A 15,215-nucleotide genomic window follows, 5' to 3' on the forward strand; every position below is an offset into this window, starting at 1 on the left:
CCGCCGCGACATCACTTCTCGGGAATCAGGCCGCGTGGACTGAACCGCAGCACCAGAAGCAGGATCAGCCCCATGGTGAAAAGCCGCATATGCGCGGCGCTGCCCAGCAGGTGTTCCTTCAATGCGCTTCCTTCCGCCATGCCGGCGGTGATCAGCTGCATCAGTCCCAGGCCGATCGGTTCGACCTGCACCCAAAGGAACCAGATCAGGAACCCGCCAAGCACGGCGCCGAGATTGTTGCCGGATCCGCCGACGATCACCATCACCCAGATCAGGAAGGTGAAACGCAGCGGCTGGTAAGAGCTCGGTGTCAGCTGCCCGTCGAGTGTGGTCATCATCGCGCCGGCGACGCCACAGACCGCACTGCCGAGGATGAAGATCTGCAAATGCCGCGCGGTCACGTCCTTGCCCATGGCCTCGGCAGCAACCTCGTTGTCGCGGATCGCTCGCATCATCCGGCCCCAGGGCGAATTCAGCGCCTTCTGCGCCATCCAGAAGATGATCGCCAGAACGACCACGAACAGAATGGCATAGCCCACCTTGGTGTAAAGCGTCGAGGCCGTGACCGGATCGATCCCCAGCCCCTCGGCCCGGGCAACGAAAGCCGGGTCCTGTTGCAGGTCGATTTCGTAGGGAACCGGGCGGGGCAGGCCGGTGACGTTCTTCACGCCGCGCGCCAGCCAGTCCTCGTTCTTCATCACCGCGATGACGATCTCGGCAATCCCAAGCGTCGCGATTGCCAGGTAATCCGAACGCAGCCCCAGCGCCGTCTTGCCGATCAGCCAGGCTGCCCCGGCCGCCAGCAACCCGCCCACAGGCCAGGCCAGAAGCACCGGCAAACCCAGTCCGCCGAGATAACCGGTGCCGGCAGGGTTGACCGCCTCGACTGCCACGACACCGGCGTCGAAAACGAAGCGATAGAGGAAGAAGCCGCCTGCCAGCAGCGCGATCATCGCCAGCGAGCGTGCGCGCCCGGCGGCCATGTGGCGATGGAGCAGCACGGCGGCCACGATGGTTGCGGCGCCCAGGGCCAGCCCGGCCATCACCCGTGCGCCGCCAGCCGCCCAGGCGTCGCCCACCGGTGGCATCGACACCAACACTGTCGCCAGTCCGCCCAGCGCCACGAAGCCCATGACACCGACGTTGAACAACCCCGCAATCCCCCATTGCAGGTTTACGCCCAGCGCCATGATCGCCGAAATCAGCCCCATGTTGAGGATGAACAGCGCCGCGTTCCACGACTGGATGAACCCGGTCCCGGCAATCAGCGCGGCCACGCCCGCGAAGAGGAGTGTGTTTTTCACAGTGTCGCTCATACCGATTGCCCCTTGAACAGCCCGGTGGGTTTGAACAGCAGCACGATCACCAGGATCACGAAGCTGACGGCGAACTTGTAGTCCGTACTCAGAAGCTGGATCAGCCCGTCGGGGGCCAGCCCCTCGGGCGCCAAATAGCCAAGCACCTTCTTCCAGGCATAGGTGATGAAGACCTCGGAAAAGGCGATGACGAAGCCGCCGGCGATGGCCCCCAGCGGGTTGCCCAGCCCGCCGACGATGGCGCTGGCAAAGATCGGCAGCAGCAGCATGAAATAGACGAACGGCTTGAAGCTCTTGTCGAGTCCGTAAAGCACGCCGGCAATCGTGGTCAGGCCGGCGACGATCAGCCAGGTCACCAGCACCACGCGCTCGGGATTGATGCCCGACAGAAGCGCCAGATCCTCATTGTCGGAATAGGCCCGCATCGATTTGCCCGTCCGGGTGCGGTTGAGAAACCAGAACAGCGCCACCACCACGATAATCGCGGTCACCACGGTGATGCCCTGCGTGGTTTTCACGGCAAGACCTTCCTGCAACCCGGTCATCTGTTTGAAGTTGCGGGCCGAGATGATGAACCGTTCGCCATCGGAAAAGCGCTGGTCATCCGGTCCGATGATGATCCGCACCAGGCCGTTCATGATGAACATCACCCCCAGCGACGCCATCACGAAGATGATCGGCTTGGCCTTCTGCTGCCGATAGAAGCGGTAAACCGTTCGGTCAGTCAGCAGCAGCAGCGCCATGGTGCCCAGGATCGCGACCGGCAGCGCCAGCAGCGCGGTCGGCAGTGGGCCCAGCCCGACGCCCATGGATTGCAGCCACCAGGTCGTCAGCACGGCCAGCATCGCCCCGAAGGCCATGGTGTCGCCATGGGCGAAGTTCGAGAATCGCAGGATGCCGTAGATCAACGTCACGCCCAGAGCCCCCAGCGCCAACTGGCTGCCATAGGCAATCGCCGGGATGATCACGAAATTGGAAAGTGCCACCAGGGCGTTCAGAATGTCCATCAATCAGCTCCGCATTCGCCGTAATAGGTTGCCACCGCCGGGCCCGCCGCGATGTGAACCGACAGGATCCAGGTCAGCTGCCCCATGGTCAGAAGCTGGTAGCCGGCAAAGCCCTCCAGCACGGCGGTTTTCGCCACCGGACCGTCATAGGTGCCAACGATCTCCAGATCGCCGGTGGGGGTCGATACCTGGCCGGCTTCAAGATCGACGGTGATCTCCAGATCGGTTTCGGTGCAGGCCAGCGTGTTGTAGCATTCCTGCGCGAAGCGGCAGCTTTTCGGCTCTGCCAGCGCCGCGGCCGGCAGCAGCAGGGCAAGCAGGAAGACGGGCCGCCGCATCAGAACGCCCCCTCGCATGTTCCCAGATAGGTGATCGCCAGCGGTCCTTCATTGGAATGGGTGGTAAACCGCGCCGCCTGCGGCGTCAGCGACAGCAGGTATTCCGCCCCCTGGCCGGTGGCAAACAGCGTGGTCAGGCGCCCGGTCTCCTTCACCGCAACGACGGTCAGATCGCCATAGTCGGTACTGATGCCCTTGCCGTCGATATCCACCTCGATGGCAAAGCTGGTCCCGGTGCAGGCGTCGGCCTCATAGCACTCGGTCGAAAAAGCGCACGGAAAGGCCGTGGCAGGTCCGGCTCCGAGAGCGAGAACCATGAGCGGGATGGGCTTGAGCCCACCTTTTCCCCGGAACATCGTCATCCTCCCAGGAAACTCGCGCGCACTTCCGGGTCGGCCAGCAGCTCTTTTCCGGTGCCGGTATGGGCGTTGGCGCCCTGCACCAGCACATAGCCGCGATCCGCGATTTCAAGCGCCTGGCGGGCATTCTGTTCCACCATGAGCACCGGCAACCCGGTGCGCGCCACTTCGATGATCCGGTCAAACAATTCGTCCATCACGATCGGGCTCACACCCGCCGTCGGCTCGTCGAGCATCAACACCTTGGGCTGGGTCATCAGCGCCCGGCCCACGGCCACCTGCTGGCGTTGCCCGCCAGACAGCTCGCCCGCCGGCTGGTTGCGCTTTTCCTTGAGAATCGGGAAAAGGTCGAAAACCTGCTCCATCGTCGCGGAATAGTCGTCGGTCCGGATGAAGGCCCCCATCTCGAGGTTTTCCTCGACCGTCATCGAGGTGAAGATGTTGTGGTTCTGTGGCACGAAGCCCATCCCTTTCTGCACCCGCACCTGCGGGCTCAGATCCGAGATGTCCTCGCCGTCCAGCAACACCCGACCCTGCCGCAGGTAGAGCATGCCGAACACCGCCTTCATCGCGGTCGACTTGCCGGCGCCGTTGGGGCCGACGATCACCGCGATCTCGCCCGGGTTCACCGCGATGGTGCAATCATGCAGGATATCGGGGCCGTTCTTGCTATAACCGCCGGTCATGTTCTCGCCGATCAGAAACGGGCTGTCATCGTCGCTCTTGACGGCCTGACCGCTCTTGCGCGGTGCCACGCTGCCAGTCGCGGCCTTCGGGTTGGTGATGGACACGTCCTTGTTGCCCCTGTCGTCCTGATAGGCATTGCCGCTCATGCGCCAGCCTCCGCCTTGTCCTTGTTCTTGAGCCCGGTGCCGAGATAGGCCTCGATCACGTGTTCGTTGGCCTTGATCTCGGCCAGCGTGCCCTCGGCCAGCACCTTGCCCTCGGCCATGCAGATCACCGGGTCGCAGAGCTTGTCGATGAAATCCATGTCGTGCTCGATCACCACGAACGTATAGTCGCGCTCCTTGTTGAGCCGGATGATCGCATCGGCGATGGTGTTCAGAAGGGTGCGGTTCACCCCGGCGCCGACCTCATCGAGGAAAACGATCTTGGCATCGACCATCATCGTCCGGCCCAGTTCCAGCAGCTTCTTCTGCCCGCCCGAGACCTGGCCGGCCTTGTGATCGGCCAGATGCTCGATGGTCAGGAATTCGAGCACCTCATCGGCCCTGGCGCGCAGTGCGCGCTCCTCGTCGGCGATCCGTTTGCGTCCGAACCAGGTGTTCCACAGCTTCTCACCGGTCTGCCCGCCGGGCACCATCATCAGGTTTTCGCGGCAGGACATGCTGCCAAACTCATGCGCGATCTGGAAAGTGCGCAGCAAACCCTTGTGAAACAGCGTATGCGGCGGCAGGCCGGTGATGTCCTCGCCTGCCATCGTGACGCGCCCGGACGTTGGCTGAAGAACGCCCGCGATCACGTTGAAAAGAGTTGTTTTTCCAGCTCCGTTTGGCCCGATCAACCCGGTGATCGAGCGTTCCGCAATCTCCAGCGTTGCCCCGTCCACGGCGCGGAAGCCGCCGAAATGCTTGTGCACGTCTTCAACCCGGATCATGCACCTTCCCCCTGTCGGACCTGACGGTCTTTTTTGATTATGGAAACGGCCCGGAAAACTCCGGGCCGTTTCGTCGTGTTGGTGCAGATCAGCGGTACTGGACCGTCTTGTCCTTGCCGTCCTCGATCATGACTTCGCGGTAGTTGCCTGCCGCTTCGCCGGGGCCAACCAACTCGACGCCAGTGCCTCCGACAAAGTCGATGTCGCCGCCGGCTGCAAGGATATCGAGCGCCTTGGCCAGTTCTCCGGCCTGGATCGGCTCGCCGGGGGCGTTGGCCACTTCCATGATCTTCTCCTTGTAGACCTGCGGGTCCGAAGAGCCTGCGGCCTGCATCGCCAGCATGATCAGCGCCGCGGCGTCATAGGATTCCGGAGCGAACGGCGTGGTCGGTTCCCAGTCGGCACCCGCGGCGGTGGCCAGCTCCTTGAACCGGTTGGCGAGTTCTTCCGAGGGGCTTGGGTGCTGGCCGGTCGAGCCGTTGATTTCGCTGCCGAAATTCGCCACCAGCGCGTCCGAGATCATACCGTCGGGGAAGTGGAAGGTGTCGAACGCCCCGGTGTCGAGCGCGGCGCGCACGATGCCGGCACCGCCCTGGTCGACATACCCTGCCACCACCAGGCGCTGGCCGCCGGCCGCCGCCAGCGCGCCAACCTCGGCCGAATAGTCGGCCTTGCCGTCTTCGTGGGCCGCGTTGATCGTCACCTTGCCACCGGCGGCTTCGAACGCTGCCTGGAAGCTGTCGGCCAGACCCTTGCCATAGTCGTTATTGGTGTAAGTGACCGCAACTTCCTTGACGCCTTGCTCCATCAGCACCTCGGTCATCACCACGCCCTGACGCGCGTCCGACGGGGCGGTGCGGAAGAACAGACCATTGTCTTCGTTGTTCATGTGGCTCAGCGCCGGCGAGGTTGCCGAGGGCGAGATCATCACCACACCGTTGGGCAGCGCCACATTGGTCAGCACCGCGCCGGTCACGCCCGAGCAGTCGCCGCCGACGATGCCCTTGACGCCGTCTGAGGTGATCAGGCGTTCGGCGGCTGCCGTGGCCGCACCGGCATCGATGCAGGTGGTGTCGCCGTTCACGCCGGTCACTGTCGACCCGCCCAGAAGTTTACCTGAATCGCTGACTTCCTTGATCGCCATATGCGCCGCCGGGGCCATGTGGGCCACGGTCGATTCAATCGGGCCGGTGAAGCCCAGAAGCACGCCGATCTTGATGTCCTCGGCCGAGGCAGCACCCGCCAGAAGCGCGGTGGCCGCGGTCGTTGCGATGAGTTTTTTCATGGTTTTCTCCCTGATGTACCAAAAAAGGTCCGAAGCGGAGCGTATTCGCTTGATTGGCAAAAGAAAAGGCTATTTGCACGGTTTCTTGAAGCGAAGATGGGCCTGGCTCGTGCTAGGCTCTGGGCGCGAAAGAAACCAGCAAGGAGAGGCCATGAAACGCAGAAGCTTTGTCATCGGAGCTGCCGCACTGGCGCTGACGCCGGTCGGGCGGACTGCGCAGGCACAGGCGGTGCCGCGGATCGAACGCGTGGCATCCGGGTTCCGGGTGCCGTGGTCGCTGGCCTTCCTGCCGGATAGTGCGGTGCTGATCACCGAACGCGGCGGCCGGCTCTGGCGGCGGGCGCCGGATGGCGAACGGACCCGCATTAGCGGCGTGCCGACGGTCGCGGCCCGAGGGCAGGGCGGCCTGTTCGACGTGGTCGTGGCGCGCGATTTTGCCAGAACGCGCGAGGTTTTCCTGAGCTACGCCAAACCGCAGGACCGCGGCCAGGGCACGGCGTTGGCGGTGGCGCGACTTGACGGCGACCGCCTCGTAAACCTGCGGGTGATCTTCGAGATGGCCCCGGGTTCGACCGGCGGGCGGCATTTCGGTGGCCGCATCGTCGAGGCCCGCGATGGCACCCTGTTTCTCACCATCGGCGAGCGTGGCGACCGTCCATCGGCGCAGGACCTGTCCAACCACAACGGTTGCATCGTCCGCATCGGCCGTGACGGCGGCGTACCGGCCGACAACCCCTTCGTCGCGCAGGACCGGGCCCGGCCCGAGATCTGGTCCTATGGCCACCGCAACCCGCAGGGCGCGGCGCTCGACGCGCAGGGTCGGCTCTGGGCGGTGGAACACGGCGCCAGAGGCGGCGACGAACTCAACCGCATCCGCCGCGGCGCCAATTTCGGCTGGCCGGTGATCTCCTACGGCCGCCATTATTCCGGCGCGAAGATCGGCGAGGGCACCACCAAGCCCGGCATGGAACAGCCCGCCTTCTATTGGGACCCCTCGATCGCCCCGTCGGGGCTCGCCATCTATTCTGGCGCCCGGCGCGCCGACTGGGCTGGCGCCTTTTTCGTCGGCTCGCTGAAATTCGATCATGTCGCCGTGCTCGCTCCTGACGCCAGTCGCCAGATCGTCACTCTTCAGACACCCGAAACCGTGCGTGTCCGCGACGTCCGCGAAGGCCCCGACGGCGCGATCTGGTTCCTGTCGGAAGGCAACGGCACGCTTTGCCGGATCGTGCCCGGCTGATATCGTTGCGGCATGGCGCAATTGCACAAGGACCATTTCGCATGCCCCGATTGACCGCCCTTCTTTTAGCCGTTTCTCTGGCCGTTGTGCCGCTGCGCACCACCGCCGAGGAACGCGACAGCCTGTTCACCGACTACGCCGATTACAGCGCCTATGTCGATCGGATGCTGACCACCCGCGCCTGGGCGGATTTCATCCTGCGCATGGGCGGGCGCGACGAATACACGCCGCAGCAGCTGACCAAGATCGCCGCCGATTTCGACGCCATTTATCCCGCGGCGTTTACCCAGCGGACACTGTTCCGCGAGGTCGATCTCGGCGGCGGCATCCGGCAGGAGGCGCGCGCTTACTGGAACGGTGGCAGCTATCTGTTCTATTACGCGATCCTGCACCAGCGCGACGACGCGCTTGTGGTGCTGAACTTCTCGATGAACTCGAAAATCGAACCGGTCATGGCCAGGTTCTGAACCGGCGCCGCCCGGGGCTCAGATCGACAGCCGCGAGGCCTGGCTTCCGCGCTCGCGATAGGGCGTGGTATCGTAGTGCGCCCGGTAGCATTTCGAGAAATGGCTGGGCGAGGCGAAGCCGCAGGCCAGCGCCACGTTGATCACGCTCATGTCGGTCTGCATCAGCAGGTTGCGCGCTTTCTGTAGCCTGAGTTCCATGTAGTAGCGCTTGGGCGAGCGGTTCAGGTATCGCCGGAACAGCCGTTCAAGCTGCCGCGTCGACATGCCGACATCCTTAGCCAGGATCGAGGGGCTGATCGGCTCCTCGATATTGGCTTCCATCATCTGGATCACCTGGCTCAGCTTGGGGTGGCGCACCCCGATCCGGGTCGGCACGCTCAGCCGCTGGGTGTCCTGGTCGGTGCGGATCGAGCTGTAGATCTGCTGGTCGGCCACCGCATTGGCCAGGATCTCGCCATGGTCCTGGGCGATGATTTTCAGCATTAGGTCGATCGACGAGGTGCCGCCAGCGGTCGTCATACGGTTACCGTCGATCCGGAATACCGACTTGGTCAGTTCGACCTCGTCGAACTCCTCGGTAAAGCTGTCCTGGTTCTCCCAGTGGATGGTCGCGCGCTTGCCGTCCAGCAGCCCCGCCTTTGCCAGGGTGTAGGCCGCGGTGCACAAGCCCCCGATCACGATGCCCTTGCGCGCTTCGCGTCTGAGCCAGCTGATCAGCTTCTTGGTCGAGTTCTTCTGGATGTCGATGCCGCCGCAGACAAGCACCGTGTCGTCACGGTGCAGCTCGCCGAGATCCCCGTCGAGGTGGAACTCGGTGCCTGCCGAGCAGCGTATGGTTTCGCCGCCTTCGCCTAAAAGCCGCCAGGTGTAGAGCTCCCGACCCGACATCCGGTTGGCCAGCCTCAGGCATTCCAACGCCGAGGCGAAACTGAGCAGGGTGAAATCGTTGAGCAGGACGAAGACGAATCGCCGTGACCTGGCGCCCGTATCGGCGATTTCCACGGTTTGCCGCGTGTCGGACATCTCGGTTCGTCCCTGAAGCTCCTCCGCCGCACGATGCACCAGCGACAGAGATGGTCGTTATCCTGCCACAAGGACATGCGGGACGCGCGCCGTCAAGGGGGCGGCGGCGGTTGGAATCCCGGGCACTTCCGCGTGCTCGGTACCGCGGGTCAGGGCGCGCGGATCGACAATCCCTTCCCGACGCTTTTCTGTGGCTTATGCCATAGGGCTTTTGTATAGAGGGGCCTCAAACCGATCTTGACCGGAGAAAGACGATGACTGACTGGACCAGATCCGGCTGGCGCGCCAAGCCGCGCATCCAGATGCCGGATTACACGGATGACACCGAGCTGAAGGCCGTCGAAGCCCAGCTCGCGAACTATCCGCCGCTCGTCTTTGCCGGCGAGGCACGGCGCCTGAAAGAGCAGCTCGGTGCCGCCTCGCGCGGCGAAGCCTTTTTGCTGCAAGGCGGCGATTGCGCCGAAAGCTTCGAACAGTTCTCGGCCGACGCGATCCGCGACACCTTCAAGGTGATGCTGCAGATGGCGATGGTGCTAACCTACGGCGCCAAGGTGCCGGTGGTGAAGGTCGGCCGCATGGCCGGTCAGTTCGCCAAGCCGCGTTCCGCTCCCACCGAGGTTGTCGATGGCGTCGAATTGCCCAGCTACCGCGGCGACATCATCAACGAACTGGCCTTCACCCCCGAGGCCCGCGCGCCCGATCCCAAGAAAATGCTGCAGGCCTACACCCAGGCCGCGGCCACGCTCAACCTGCTGCGCGCCTTCTCCACCGGCGGTTATGCCGACGTGCACCAGGTCCATGCCTGGGTGATGGGCTTCGCCGAGGGCAAGAATGCCGAACGTTACCGCGAGATGGCGAACAGGATCACCGACACGCTCGATTTCATGAAGGCGGCCGGCGTCGACAGCTCCAATTCCTCGTCGCTTCGGACCGTCAGCTTCTACACCAGCCACGAGGCGCTGCTGTTGGAATACGAAGAGGCGCTGACCCGGGTCGATTCGACCTCCGGCAACTGGTTGGCCGGCTCCGGTCACATGATCTGGATCGGCGACCGCACCCGCCAGCCCGATGGCGCGCATGTCGAGTTCGCGCGCGGTGTGCTCAATCCCGTCGGGCTGAAATGCGGGCCGACGATGGAGGTGGACGACATCAAGCGGCTGCTGGAAAAACTCAACCCCGAGAACGAGGCCGGCAAGCTGACCCTGATCGCCCGGTTCGGAGCCGGCAAGGTGGGCGAACACCTGCCGCGGCTGATCCGCACGGTCGAGGAAGAGGGTGCCAACGTGCTCTGGGTCTGCGACCCGATGCACGGCAACACGATCAAATCGGCCACCGGCTACAAGACCCGGCCGTTCGAGAGTGTGCTGCGCGAGGTGCGCGAGTTCTTTGCCGTGCACAAGGCCGAAGGTACCGTGCCCGGCGGCGTGCATTTCGAAATGACCGGGCTTGACGTGACCGAATGCACCGGCGGCGTGCGCGCCGTCACCGAAGAGAACCTCTCCGACCGCTACCATACCGCCTGCGACCCGCGGCTCAACGCCTCGCAATCGCTGGAACTGGCCTTCCTGGTGGCCGAGGAACTCACCGCCGCACGGCAGGAGGCGCACGCCAAGGCCGGCTAAGCCATGACCGTTAGGTCACTTAGATAAAAAGAAAACCGCCCGGGCGCTTTGCCCGGGCGGATGTCGTCTGTGGCTTTGAAACGGCTTCAGTCGTCGGATTTCACCAGCCGCAGATAGACCGGACGCCGGGACTTGTCGATCTTGCGCGGGCCGGGCGTCTCGGCCTGCGGCTTGCGGCGCGGCGTGAACCCGGCCTGGGATTCACGGAACCCGGGGTTGTCGCGCACGCTCTGGCGCGCTTTTTCGCGTGCCGCGTCGCTTGATCGCGGCGCTGGCGGCGCGTCTCTCGAGGCTTTCGCGCCCTCCAGCGGCCGCAGCTCGGTGTGTATCACGTTGAATCGGCGCGGGGCGCGGCCGATCTGGCCGCGGGTTTCGAAACAGCCCAGCACCCGGCTGATATCGCCGAAATCGCTCATCAGCGGCAACAGCAGCATCCGGCCTTCCAGCGGAGGCTTGCCAATGCCGGCCTCGGCGCTCAGGCTGATCCGCGCCACCGCCGGCCGTTGCGTGACCTCTTCCAGAGTGTTGGAAAACGCCTGTCGACCCGCCGGCGGGATGAACGAACTGACCGGCATGCCCCGAACTTCCAGGCCCATAAGGTCGCTCAGATGCATCCCGGCAATCCGCAGCCGGGCCAGGCCCGGTGCGATCCTTTCCAGGATGAAGGCGTATTCCAGCGCGTTCTCGATGCCGCGCGGGTCGATATCCGAGCGTTGCGGCACCCTTCGATCCTGACGAAGGCCGTCCCAGTAGGCCTCTACCTGGCTCAAGGCCCGGAACCCCAGTTCGCCCCTGTAGCTCGACATTGAAATCACGTTCCCGTCTGCGTTTCCGAACCAGCCCATCTCGGATACCTTTTTGACACCGGTAAATCCCGCGCACGTGCCGGAGAGTCCCGTTAACACTATGTACGGAGAGGTTACTCATTTCTTAACGTGGCAGATTTCGAGTCAAAAATCTTTAAATACCGGGACACTTGGTTAACCCTCCACGCTTGCTCCCCGGGGTGATAAGGCTTTAGGACACGGGACCAGCAAGCAAGGGAGACGCCGGTGACGGTTTCGATGACAGGCTTCGCCTCGGCCAAGGGGCAATGGGACGGGTTTTCCTGGAACTGGGAGCTGCGCTCGGTCAATTCCAAGGGGCTCGACCTGCGCCTGCGAGTGCCGGACTGGGTCACCGGGCTCGAAGCCGCGTTGCGGGGGCGTCTCGGTCAGGCGCTGACGCGCGGCGCGGTGACCCTGTCGTTGCGCCTGGCGCGCGACGAGACGGCCGGGCAACTGTCGGTCAACCCCGGCCAGCTCGACGCGGTACTCGATGCGCTGGCCCAGGTCGAAACACGGGCGCTTGAGAAGGGCATATCGCTGGCCCCGTCCCGGGCCGCTGATGTCGTCGCGCAACGCGGTGTGCTCGAAAGCGCCAGCGAGGACGCCGATACCGAGCCGCTGAAAGCCGCTCTGATGCAGGATTTCGAGCCGCTGCTGGCGGATTTCCTGACGATGCGCAAAACCGAAGGCGCCGCATTGAAGGAGTTGATCTCGGCTCAACTCGAATCGGTTGCTGCGCTCACCGGTCAGGCGGGCGAAGCCGCCGAGGCCCGCCGCGCCGATCAGGCGCAGGCACTGGCCACGGCACTGGCCCGGGTGATGGAAGGCGCCGCCGGCGCCGACGAGGCCCGCGTCGCCCAGGAGCTTGCTCTGATTGCGGTCAAGGCCGACATCACCGAAGAACTTGACCGGCTTTCCGCCCATGTCGCCGCCGCGCGCGATCTGCTCGCCGTCCGGGGGCCGGTCGGGCGCAAATTTGATTTTCTCGCCCAGGAGTTCAACCGCGAGGCCAACACGTTGTGTTCCAAGTCCGGTTCGACCGTGCTCACGGCCATCGGGCTTGAGCTGAAAGCGGTCATCGACCAGATGCGAGAGCAGATTCAGAACGTCGAATAAGGCATTGCAATAAATGAAAAACCGTCGCGGACTTCTCATCATTCTCAGCTCACCCTCCGGAGCGGGCAAATCCACATTGACCCGTCGCCTGCGCGATTGGGATCCGACGATCCGGTTTTCGGTCTCCGCCACCACCCGCAAGCCGCGGCCGGGTGAGGTTGACGGCAAGGATTACCATTTCATGTCCGAGGAAGCCTTCAAGCGCGACGTGGCCGAAGGCGACATGCTCGAACACGCCCACGTCTTCGGTAATTTCTACGGCTCGCCCCGGCGTCCGGTCGAACGCGCCATCGAGGCTGGTGAAGACGTGCTCTTTGACATCGACTGGCAGGGGGCGCAACAGATCCGCAACTCGGCGTTGGCGCCGCACACGCTGTCGATCTTCCTGTTACCGCCCTCGATCACTGAATTGCACCGCCGCCTCGTCAGCCGCGGTCAGGACAGCCCGGAGGTGATCGCCAAGCGGATGCAGAAAAGCTGGGACGAGATTTCACACTGGGGCAGTTACGACTACGTGCTGATCAACGACGATCTCGAGAAGACCGATACCGATCTCAAGGGCATCGTCACCGCCACCCGCCTGCGCCGCATCCAGCAGCCGATGCTGCTCGACCACGTGCGCCAACTGCAGGCCGAATTCGAGGAAATGCAGTCATGACCCTTTACGCTCTCGACGGCCACGCGCCGCACTGCCACGCCGACAGCTGGGTGGCGCCGGACGCCAATCTGATCGGCCAGGTCGTGCTGGAAGAGGGGGCCTCGGTCTGGTTCGGAGCGACGCTGCGCGGCGACAACGAGCCCATCGTCGTCGGCGCTGGCTCGAACGTTCAGGAAAACTGCGTCTTCCATACAGACATGGGCTTCCCGCTAAGCATTGGCAAAAACTGCACCATCGGCCACAAGGTCATGCTGCATGGGTGCACCATCGGCGATGGGTCTCTGATCGGCATGGGCGCCACCATCCTCAACGGCGCGAAAATCGGCAAGGGTTGCCTGATCGGGGCCGGGGCGCTGGTTACCGAGAAAAAGGTAATCCCCGACGGCAGCCTTGTGATGGGCGCTCCCGGCAAGGTCGTACGCGAGCTTGACGGACCGGCGCGCGCCATGCTCGAGGCGAGCGCCAAGCACTACCAGGACAATATGCGCCGTTTCCGCGACGGGCTGGTCTCACTCGACTGACCAGCGCTCCGCTCGCGGGCCGGTCCCGTTCAGGCCAGCGCTATCCCCAGACCCGGCGCCGCCATGCTTTCGTGGTAGTCTGCCACCTCGCGCGACAAGTTCGCCGGGCAATAGATGTCGAAATTGAGCCCGGGAAAAGCGCGCCGGATCTCGCGCGCCACGGCTGCCTTGTTGGGCAGCGCCGGAGCAATCGCGCGGTAACGGCCGCGAAACCCGCACCCGGTCAGGATATGCGCCACGTCATGGGCGTCATAAGCCGTGCAGAACAGCCAACTGACGACCTGGTCCGGGTCGGTCTGGCGCAACAGTTCGCGGGTCAGCTGGTTGAAATCCAGAAAAAGCGGCGTGTGGCGGCCCAGCGGCGCCGGTCCGTTCCGTCCACCGAAGCCGATGCTCACGGCAAGCGGGTCAAGTGGCAGCTCGATCGTCGTCATTTGTCTCGTTTCTCCTGTCCCTTCTCCTGCCCGGCGCACGCCTCACATGTATTCCTGCATCGGGCTCCCCAGAAACGGTAGTTTACCCTCTCCCGGGCCGGTCGCAATTCCCCTAAATACGCGACTTATGGCTGCATGGGCTTTGCGCTAGGGCCGACCGCGTTTGCCAAGACGGTCTGTCTATGCCATGCACGGCAGGTACATGACATGCCGCGGCCAGACACCTGCATGACGACCCCGACTGATCCCCGACAGGCCCTGCTCGATGCGCTGCCGATGGCGGCCTGCCAGGTTGCACCGAACCAGCGAATCGCAGCGCTCAATGCGCCGGGGCAGGCCCTTCTTGGCAGCGGCGTTGCCGGTCAGAACTACATCACCGCGTTGCGCCAGCCTGACCTGCTCGGGGCGATCGAACGTGCTGCGGCGACCCACGAGCGCCGTACCGCGCGCTATGTCTCGCGCGGCGGCGGCCAGCGCGATGTCATCTACGAGGCGAGCTGCGCTTGGCTCGGCCTGCTGGGGGTCGAGGGCGTGCTGGTGTGTTTCGAAGACCGCAGCCCGCTGGAACATGCCGGCCAGATGCGGCGCGATTTCGTCGCCAATGTCAGCCACGAACTGCGCACGCCGCTGACCTCTTTGCTGGGGTTCATCGAAACCCTGCGTGGCGCGGCCCGCGACGATCCGGCGGCGCGGGATCGTTTTCTCGATATCATGGAAGCCGAAGCGATGCGCATGGAGCGCTTGGTCCACGACCTCCTGTCGCTCAGTCGGGTCGAGGCACAGGAGCGGATGCGCCCCGACGACAGCGTCGATCTCGCCGCCATTCTGGCATCGGTCCTGTACCGTCTCGCGCCGCTGGCGGAGCAGTCGGGGATTGCCTTCGATCTGCGCTTGCCCGAGGACGATGACGCCGCCGTCATGGTGATCGGTGACGAGGACCAACTGCGGCAGCTGGTTGCCAATCTTGTCGAGAACGCCGTCAAATACGGCGGGGCAGGGGGCAAGGTGACGCTCCGGCTCTCCCGCATCGCGCGCGAGCCTGTGCTGCGCAGCCCGGCGGTCATGCTCGAGGTCATCGACTATGGCGCCGGCATCGACCCGCTGCATATCCCGCGCCTGACCGAGCGTTTCTACCGGGTCGATTCGCACCGCTCGCGCCAGGTTGGCGGCACCGGGCTGGGGCTGGCCATCGTCAAGCATATCGTCAACCGCCATCGTGGTCGGTTGCGAATCGACAGCGCCACCGGCAAGGGCAGCACCTTCACCGTCATCCTGCCGACCGCCTGACCGATCTCCGGCCTGTCAGAATGTCGCGGTGAGCGTCATGAAACTGTTACATCCCTGTCACAAAAGCATTGCCGAACGGGTCTAGCACCCGCGGCAA

Annotated in this window: 17 protein-coding genes; 7 read left to right on the plus strand and 10 right to left on the minus strand. The window is 64.2% G+C overall.

Annotated features, from left to right (window positions below; translation table 11 throughout):
* Positions 1–11: 11 nt before the first annotated feature.
* From NO357_RS01600 to NO357_RS01630, 7 genes are all read right to left on the minus strand, one after another.
* Positions 12–1,316, minus strand: coding sequence for a branched-chain amino acid ABC transporter permease (locus tag NO357_RS01600; RefSeq protein WP_306733859.1), 1,305 nt, complete (start codon positions 1,314–1,316; stop codon positions 12–14).
* Positions 1,313–2,323, minus strand: a complete 1,011-nt coding sequence (locus NO357_RS01605) for a branched-chain amino acid ABC transporter permease (protein ID WP_306733860.1) — start codon at positions 2,321–2,323, stop codon at positions 1,313–1,315. The genes NO357_RS01600 and NO357_RS01605 overlap by 4 nt, the downstream gene beginning before the upstream one ends.
* On the minus strand, positions 2,323–2,661 hold the full coding sequence (locus tag NO357_RS01610) for a hypothetical protein (RefSeq protein ID WP_306733861.1): 339 nt from the start codon (positions 2,659–2,661) through the stop codon (positions 2,323–2,325). Before NO357_RS01610 ends, NO357_RS01605 begins: the two co-directional genes overlap by 1 nt.
* Positions 2,661–3,017: a hypothetical protein gene (locus NO357_RS01615; protein ID WP_306733862.1), complete on the minus strand. Its 357-nt coding sequence runs from the start codon at positions 3,015–3,017 to the stop codon at positions 2,661–2,663. The genes NO357_RS01610 and NO357_RS01615 overlap by 1 nt, the downstream gene beginning before the upstream one ends.
* A gap of 2 nt (positions 3,018–3,019) precedes the next feature.
* Positions 3,020–3,853: an ABC transporter ATP-binding protein gene (locus NO357_RS01620; RefSeq protein WP_306733863.1), complete on the minus strand. Its 834-nt coding sequence runs from the start codon at positions 3,851–3,853 to the stop codon at positions 3,020–3,022.
* Positions 3,850–4,638: an ABC transporter ATP-binding protein gene (locus NO357_RS01625; protein ID WP_306733864.1), complete on the minus strand. Its 789-nt coding sequence runs from the start codon at positions 4,636–4,638 to the stop codon at positions 3,850–3,852. Before NO357_RS01625 ends, NO357_RS01620 begins: the two co-directional genes overlap by 4 nt.
* A gap of 88 nt (positions 4,639–4,726) precedes the next feature.
* On the minus strand, positions 4,727–5,923 hold the full coding sequence (locus NO357_RS01630; protein WP_306733865.1) for an ABC transporter substrate-binding protein: 1,197 nt from the start codon (positions 5,921–5,923) through the stop codon (positions 4,727–4,729).
* Between the two features lie 151 nt (positions 5,924–6,074).
* Here NO357_RS01630 and NO357_RS01635 point away from each other — a divergent pair, with 151 nt between their 5' ends.
* Positions 6,075–7,163, plus strand: coding sequence for a PQQ-dependent sugar dehydrogenase (locus tag NO357_RS01635; protein WP_306733866.1), 1,089 nt, complete (start codon positions 6,075–6,077; stop codon positions 7,161–7,163).
* A 41-nt stretch (positions 7,164–7,204) separates the two neighbouring features.
* Positions 7,205–7,630 (plus strand): hypothetical protein, encoded by a 426-nt coding sequence (locus NO357_RS01640; RefSeq protein ID WP_306733867.1) that lies wholly within the window; start codon positions 7,205–7,207, stop codon positions 7,628–7,630.
* Between the two features lie 18 nt (positions 7,631–7,648).
* On the opposite strand, the gene NO357_RS01645 is transcribed toward NO357_RS01640, so the two are convergent.
* On the minus strand, positions 7,649–8,653 hold the full coding sequence (locus NO357_RS01645; RefSeq protein WP_306733868.1) for a GlxA family transcriptional regulator: 1,005 nt from the start codon (positions 8,651–8,653) through the stop codon (positions 7,649–7,651).
* A gap of 254 nt (positions 8,654–8,907) precedes the next feature.
* On the opposite strand from NO357_RS01645, the gene NO357_RS01650 reads away from it, so the two are divergent.
* A complete protein-coding gene (locus NO357_RS01650; RefSeq protein WP_306733869.1) occupies positions 8,908–10,275 on the plus strand; it encodes a class II 3-deoxy-7-phosphoheptulonate synthase in 1,368 nt (455 codons plus the stop codon).
* An 86-nt stretch (positions 10,276–10,361) separates the two neighbouring features.
* On the opposite strand, the gene NO357_RS01655 is transcribed toward NO357_RS01650, so the two are convergent.
* A complete protein-coding gene (locus tag NO357_RS01655) occupies positions 10,362–11,081 on the minus strand; it encodes a PAS domain-containing protein (RefSeq protein ID WP_306733870.1) in 720 nt (239 codons plus the stop codon).
* Between the two features lie 246 nt (positions 11,082–11,327).
* Here NO357_RS01655 and NO357_RS01660 point away from each other — a divergent pair, with 246 nt between their 5' ends.
* From NO357_RS01660 to NO357_RS01670, 3 genes are read left to right on the plus strand one after another with little or no spacing between them, the layout of a single operon-like run.
* The gene (locus NO357_RS01660) at positions 11,328–12,218 is read left to right on the plus strand and encodes a YicC/YloC family endoribonuclease (RefSeq protein WP_306733871.1); all 891 of its coding nucleotides are present in this window, start codon (positions 11,328–11,330) and stop codon (positions 12,216–12,218) included.
* A 13-nt stretch (positions 12,219–12,231) separates the two neighbouring features.
* The gene (gmk, locus tag NO357_RS01665; protein ID WP_306733872.1) at positions 12,232–12,876 is read left to right on the plus strand and encodes a guanylate kinase; all 645 of its coding nucleotides are present in this window, start codon (positions 12,232–12,234) and stop codon (positions 12,874–12,876) included.
* Positions 12,873–13,397, plus strand: coding sequence for a gamma carbonic anhydrase family protein (locus tag NO357_RS01670; protein WP_306733873.1), 525 nt, complete (start codon positions 12,873–12,875; stop codon positions 13,395–13,397). The genes gmk and NO357_RS01670 overlap by 4 nt, the downstream gene beginning before the upstream one ends.
* A gap of 29 nt (positions 13,398–13,426) precedes the next feature.
* Here the strand turns inward: NO357_RS01670 and NO357_RS01675 are convergent, their stop codons facing one another.
* Positions 13,427–13,831: a hypothetical protein gene (locus tag NO357_RS01675; RefSeq protein ID WP_306733874.1), complete on the minus strand. Its 405-nt coding sequence runs from the start codon at positions 13,829–13,831 to the stop codon at positions 13,427–13,429.
* Positions 13,832–14,059: 228 nt separating this feature from the next.
* Between NO357_RS01675 and NO357_RS01680 the strand changes: the two genes are divergently transcribed.
* A complete protein-coding gene (locus NO357_RS01680; RefSeq protein WP_306733875.1) occupies positions 14,060–15,118 on the plus strand; it encodes an ATP-binding protein in 1,059 nt (352 codons plus the stop codon).
* The last annotated feature ends 97 nt before the right edge of the window (positions 15,119–15,215 follow it).

The sequence above is a fragment of the Marimonas arenosa genome, from assembly GCF_030848945.1.
GTDB classification, from domain to species: domain Bacteria; phylum Pseudomonadota; class Alphaproteobacteria; order Rhodobacterales; family Rhodobacteraceae; genus Marimonas; species Marimonas arenosa.

Excerpts from the sequence above, each read along its gene's own strand:
- NO357_RS01675 (WP_306733874.1), bottom strand. The coding sequence starts at position 13,831 with ATGACGACGATCGAGCTGCCACTTGACCCGCTTGCCGTGAGCATCGGC.
- NO357_RS01620 (WP_306733863.1), bottom strand. The coding sequence starts at position 3,853 with ATGAGCGGCAATGCCTATCAGGACGACAGGGGCAACAAGGACGTGTCC.
- NO357_RS01605 (WP_306733860.1), bottom strand. The coding sequence starts at position 2,323 with ATGGACATTCTGAACGCCCTGGTGGCACTTTCCAATTTCGTGATCATC.
- NO357_RS01630 (WP_306733865.1), bottom strand. The coding sequence starts at position 5,923 with ATGAAAAAACTCATCGCAACGACCGCGGCCACCGCGCTTCTGGCGGGT.
- gmk (WP_306733872.1), top strand. The coding sequence starts at position 12,232 with ATGAAAAACCGTCGCGGACTTCTCATCATTCTCAGCTCACCCTCCGGA.
- NO357_RS01625 (WP_306733864.1), bottom strand. The coding sequence starts at position 4,638 with ATGATCCGGGTTGAAGACGTGCACAAGCATTTCGGCGGCTTCCGCGCC.
- NO357_RS01670 (WP_306733873.1), top strand. The coding sequence starts at position 12,873 with ATGACCCTTTACGCTCTCGACGGCCACGCGCCGCACTGCCACGCCGAC.
- NO357_RS01640 (WP_306733867.1), top strand. The coding sequence starts at position 7,205 with ATGCCCCGATTGACCGCCCTTCTTTTAGCCGTTTCTCTGGCCGTTGTG.
- NO357_RS01650 (WP_306733869.1), top strand. The coding sequence starts at position 8,908 with ATGACTGACTGGACCAGATCCGGCTGGCGCGCCAAGCCGCGCATCCAG.
- NO357_RS01655 (WP_306733870.1), bottom strand. The coding sequence starts at position 11,081 with ATGTCGAGCTACAGGGGCGAACTGGGGTTCCGGGCCTTGAGCCAGGTA.
- NO357_RS01610 (WP_306733861.1), bottom strand. The coding sequence starts at position 2,661 with ATGCGGCGGCCCGTCTTCCTGCTTGCCCTGCTGCTGCCGGCCGCGGCG.
- NO357_RS01645 (WP_306733868.1), bottom strand. The coding sequence starts at position 8,653 with ATGTCCGACACGCGGCAAACCGTGGAAATCGCCGATACGGGCGCCAGG.
- NO357_RS01600 (WP_306733859.1), bottom strand. The coding sequence starts at position 1,316 with ATGAGCGACACTGTGAAAAACACACTCCTCTTCGCGGGCGTGGCCGCG.
- NO357_RS01635 (WP_306733866.1), top strand. The coding sequence starts at position 6,075 with ATGAAACGCAGAAGCTTTGTCATCGGAGCTGCCGCACTGGCGCTGACG.
- NO357_RS01680 (WP_306733875.1), top strand. The coding sequence starts at position 14,060 with ATGACGACCCCGACTGATCCCCGACAGGCCCTGCTCGATGCGCTGCCG.
- NO357_RS01615 (WP_306733862.1), bottom strand. The coding sequence starts at position 3,017 with ATGTTCCGGGGAAAAGGTGGGCTCAAGCCCATCCCGCTCATGGTTCTC.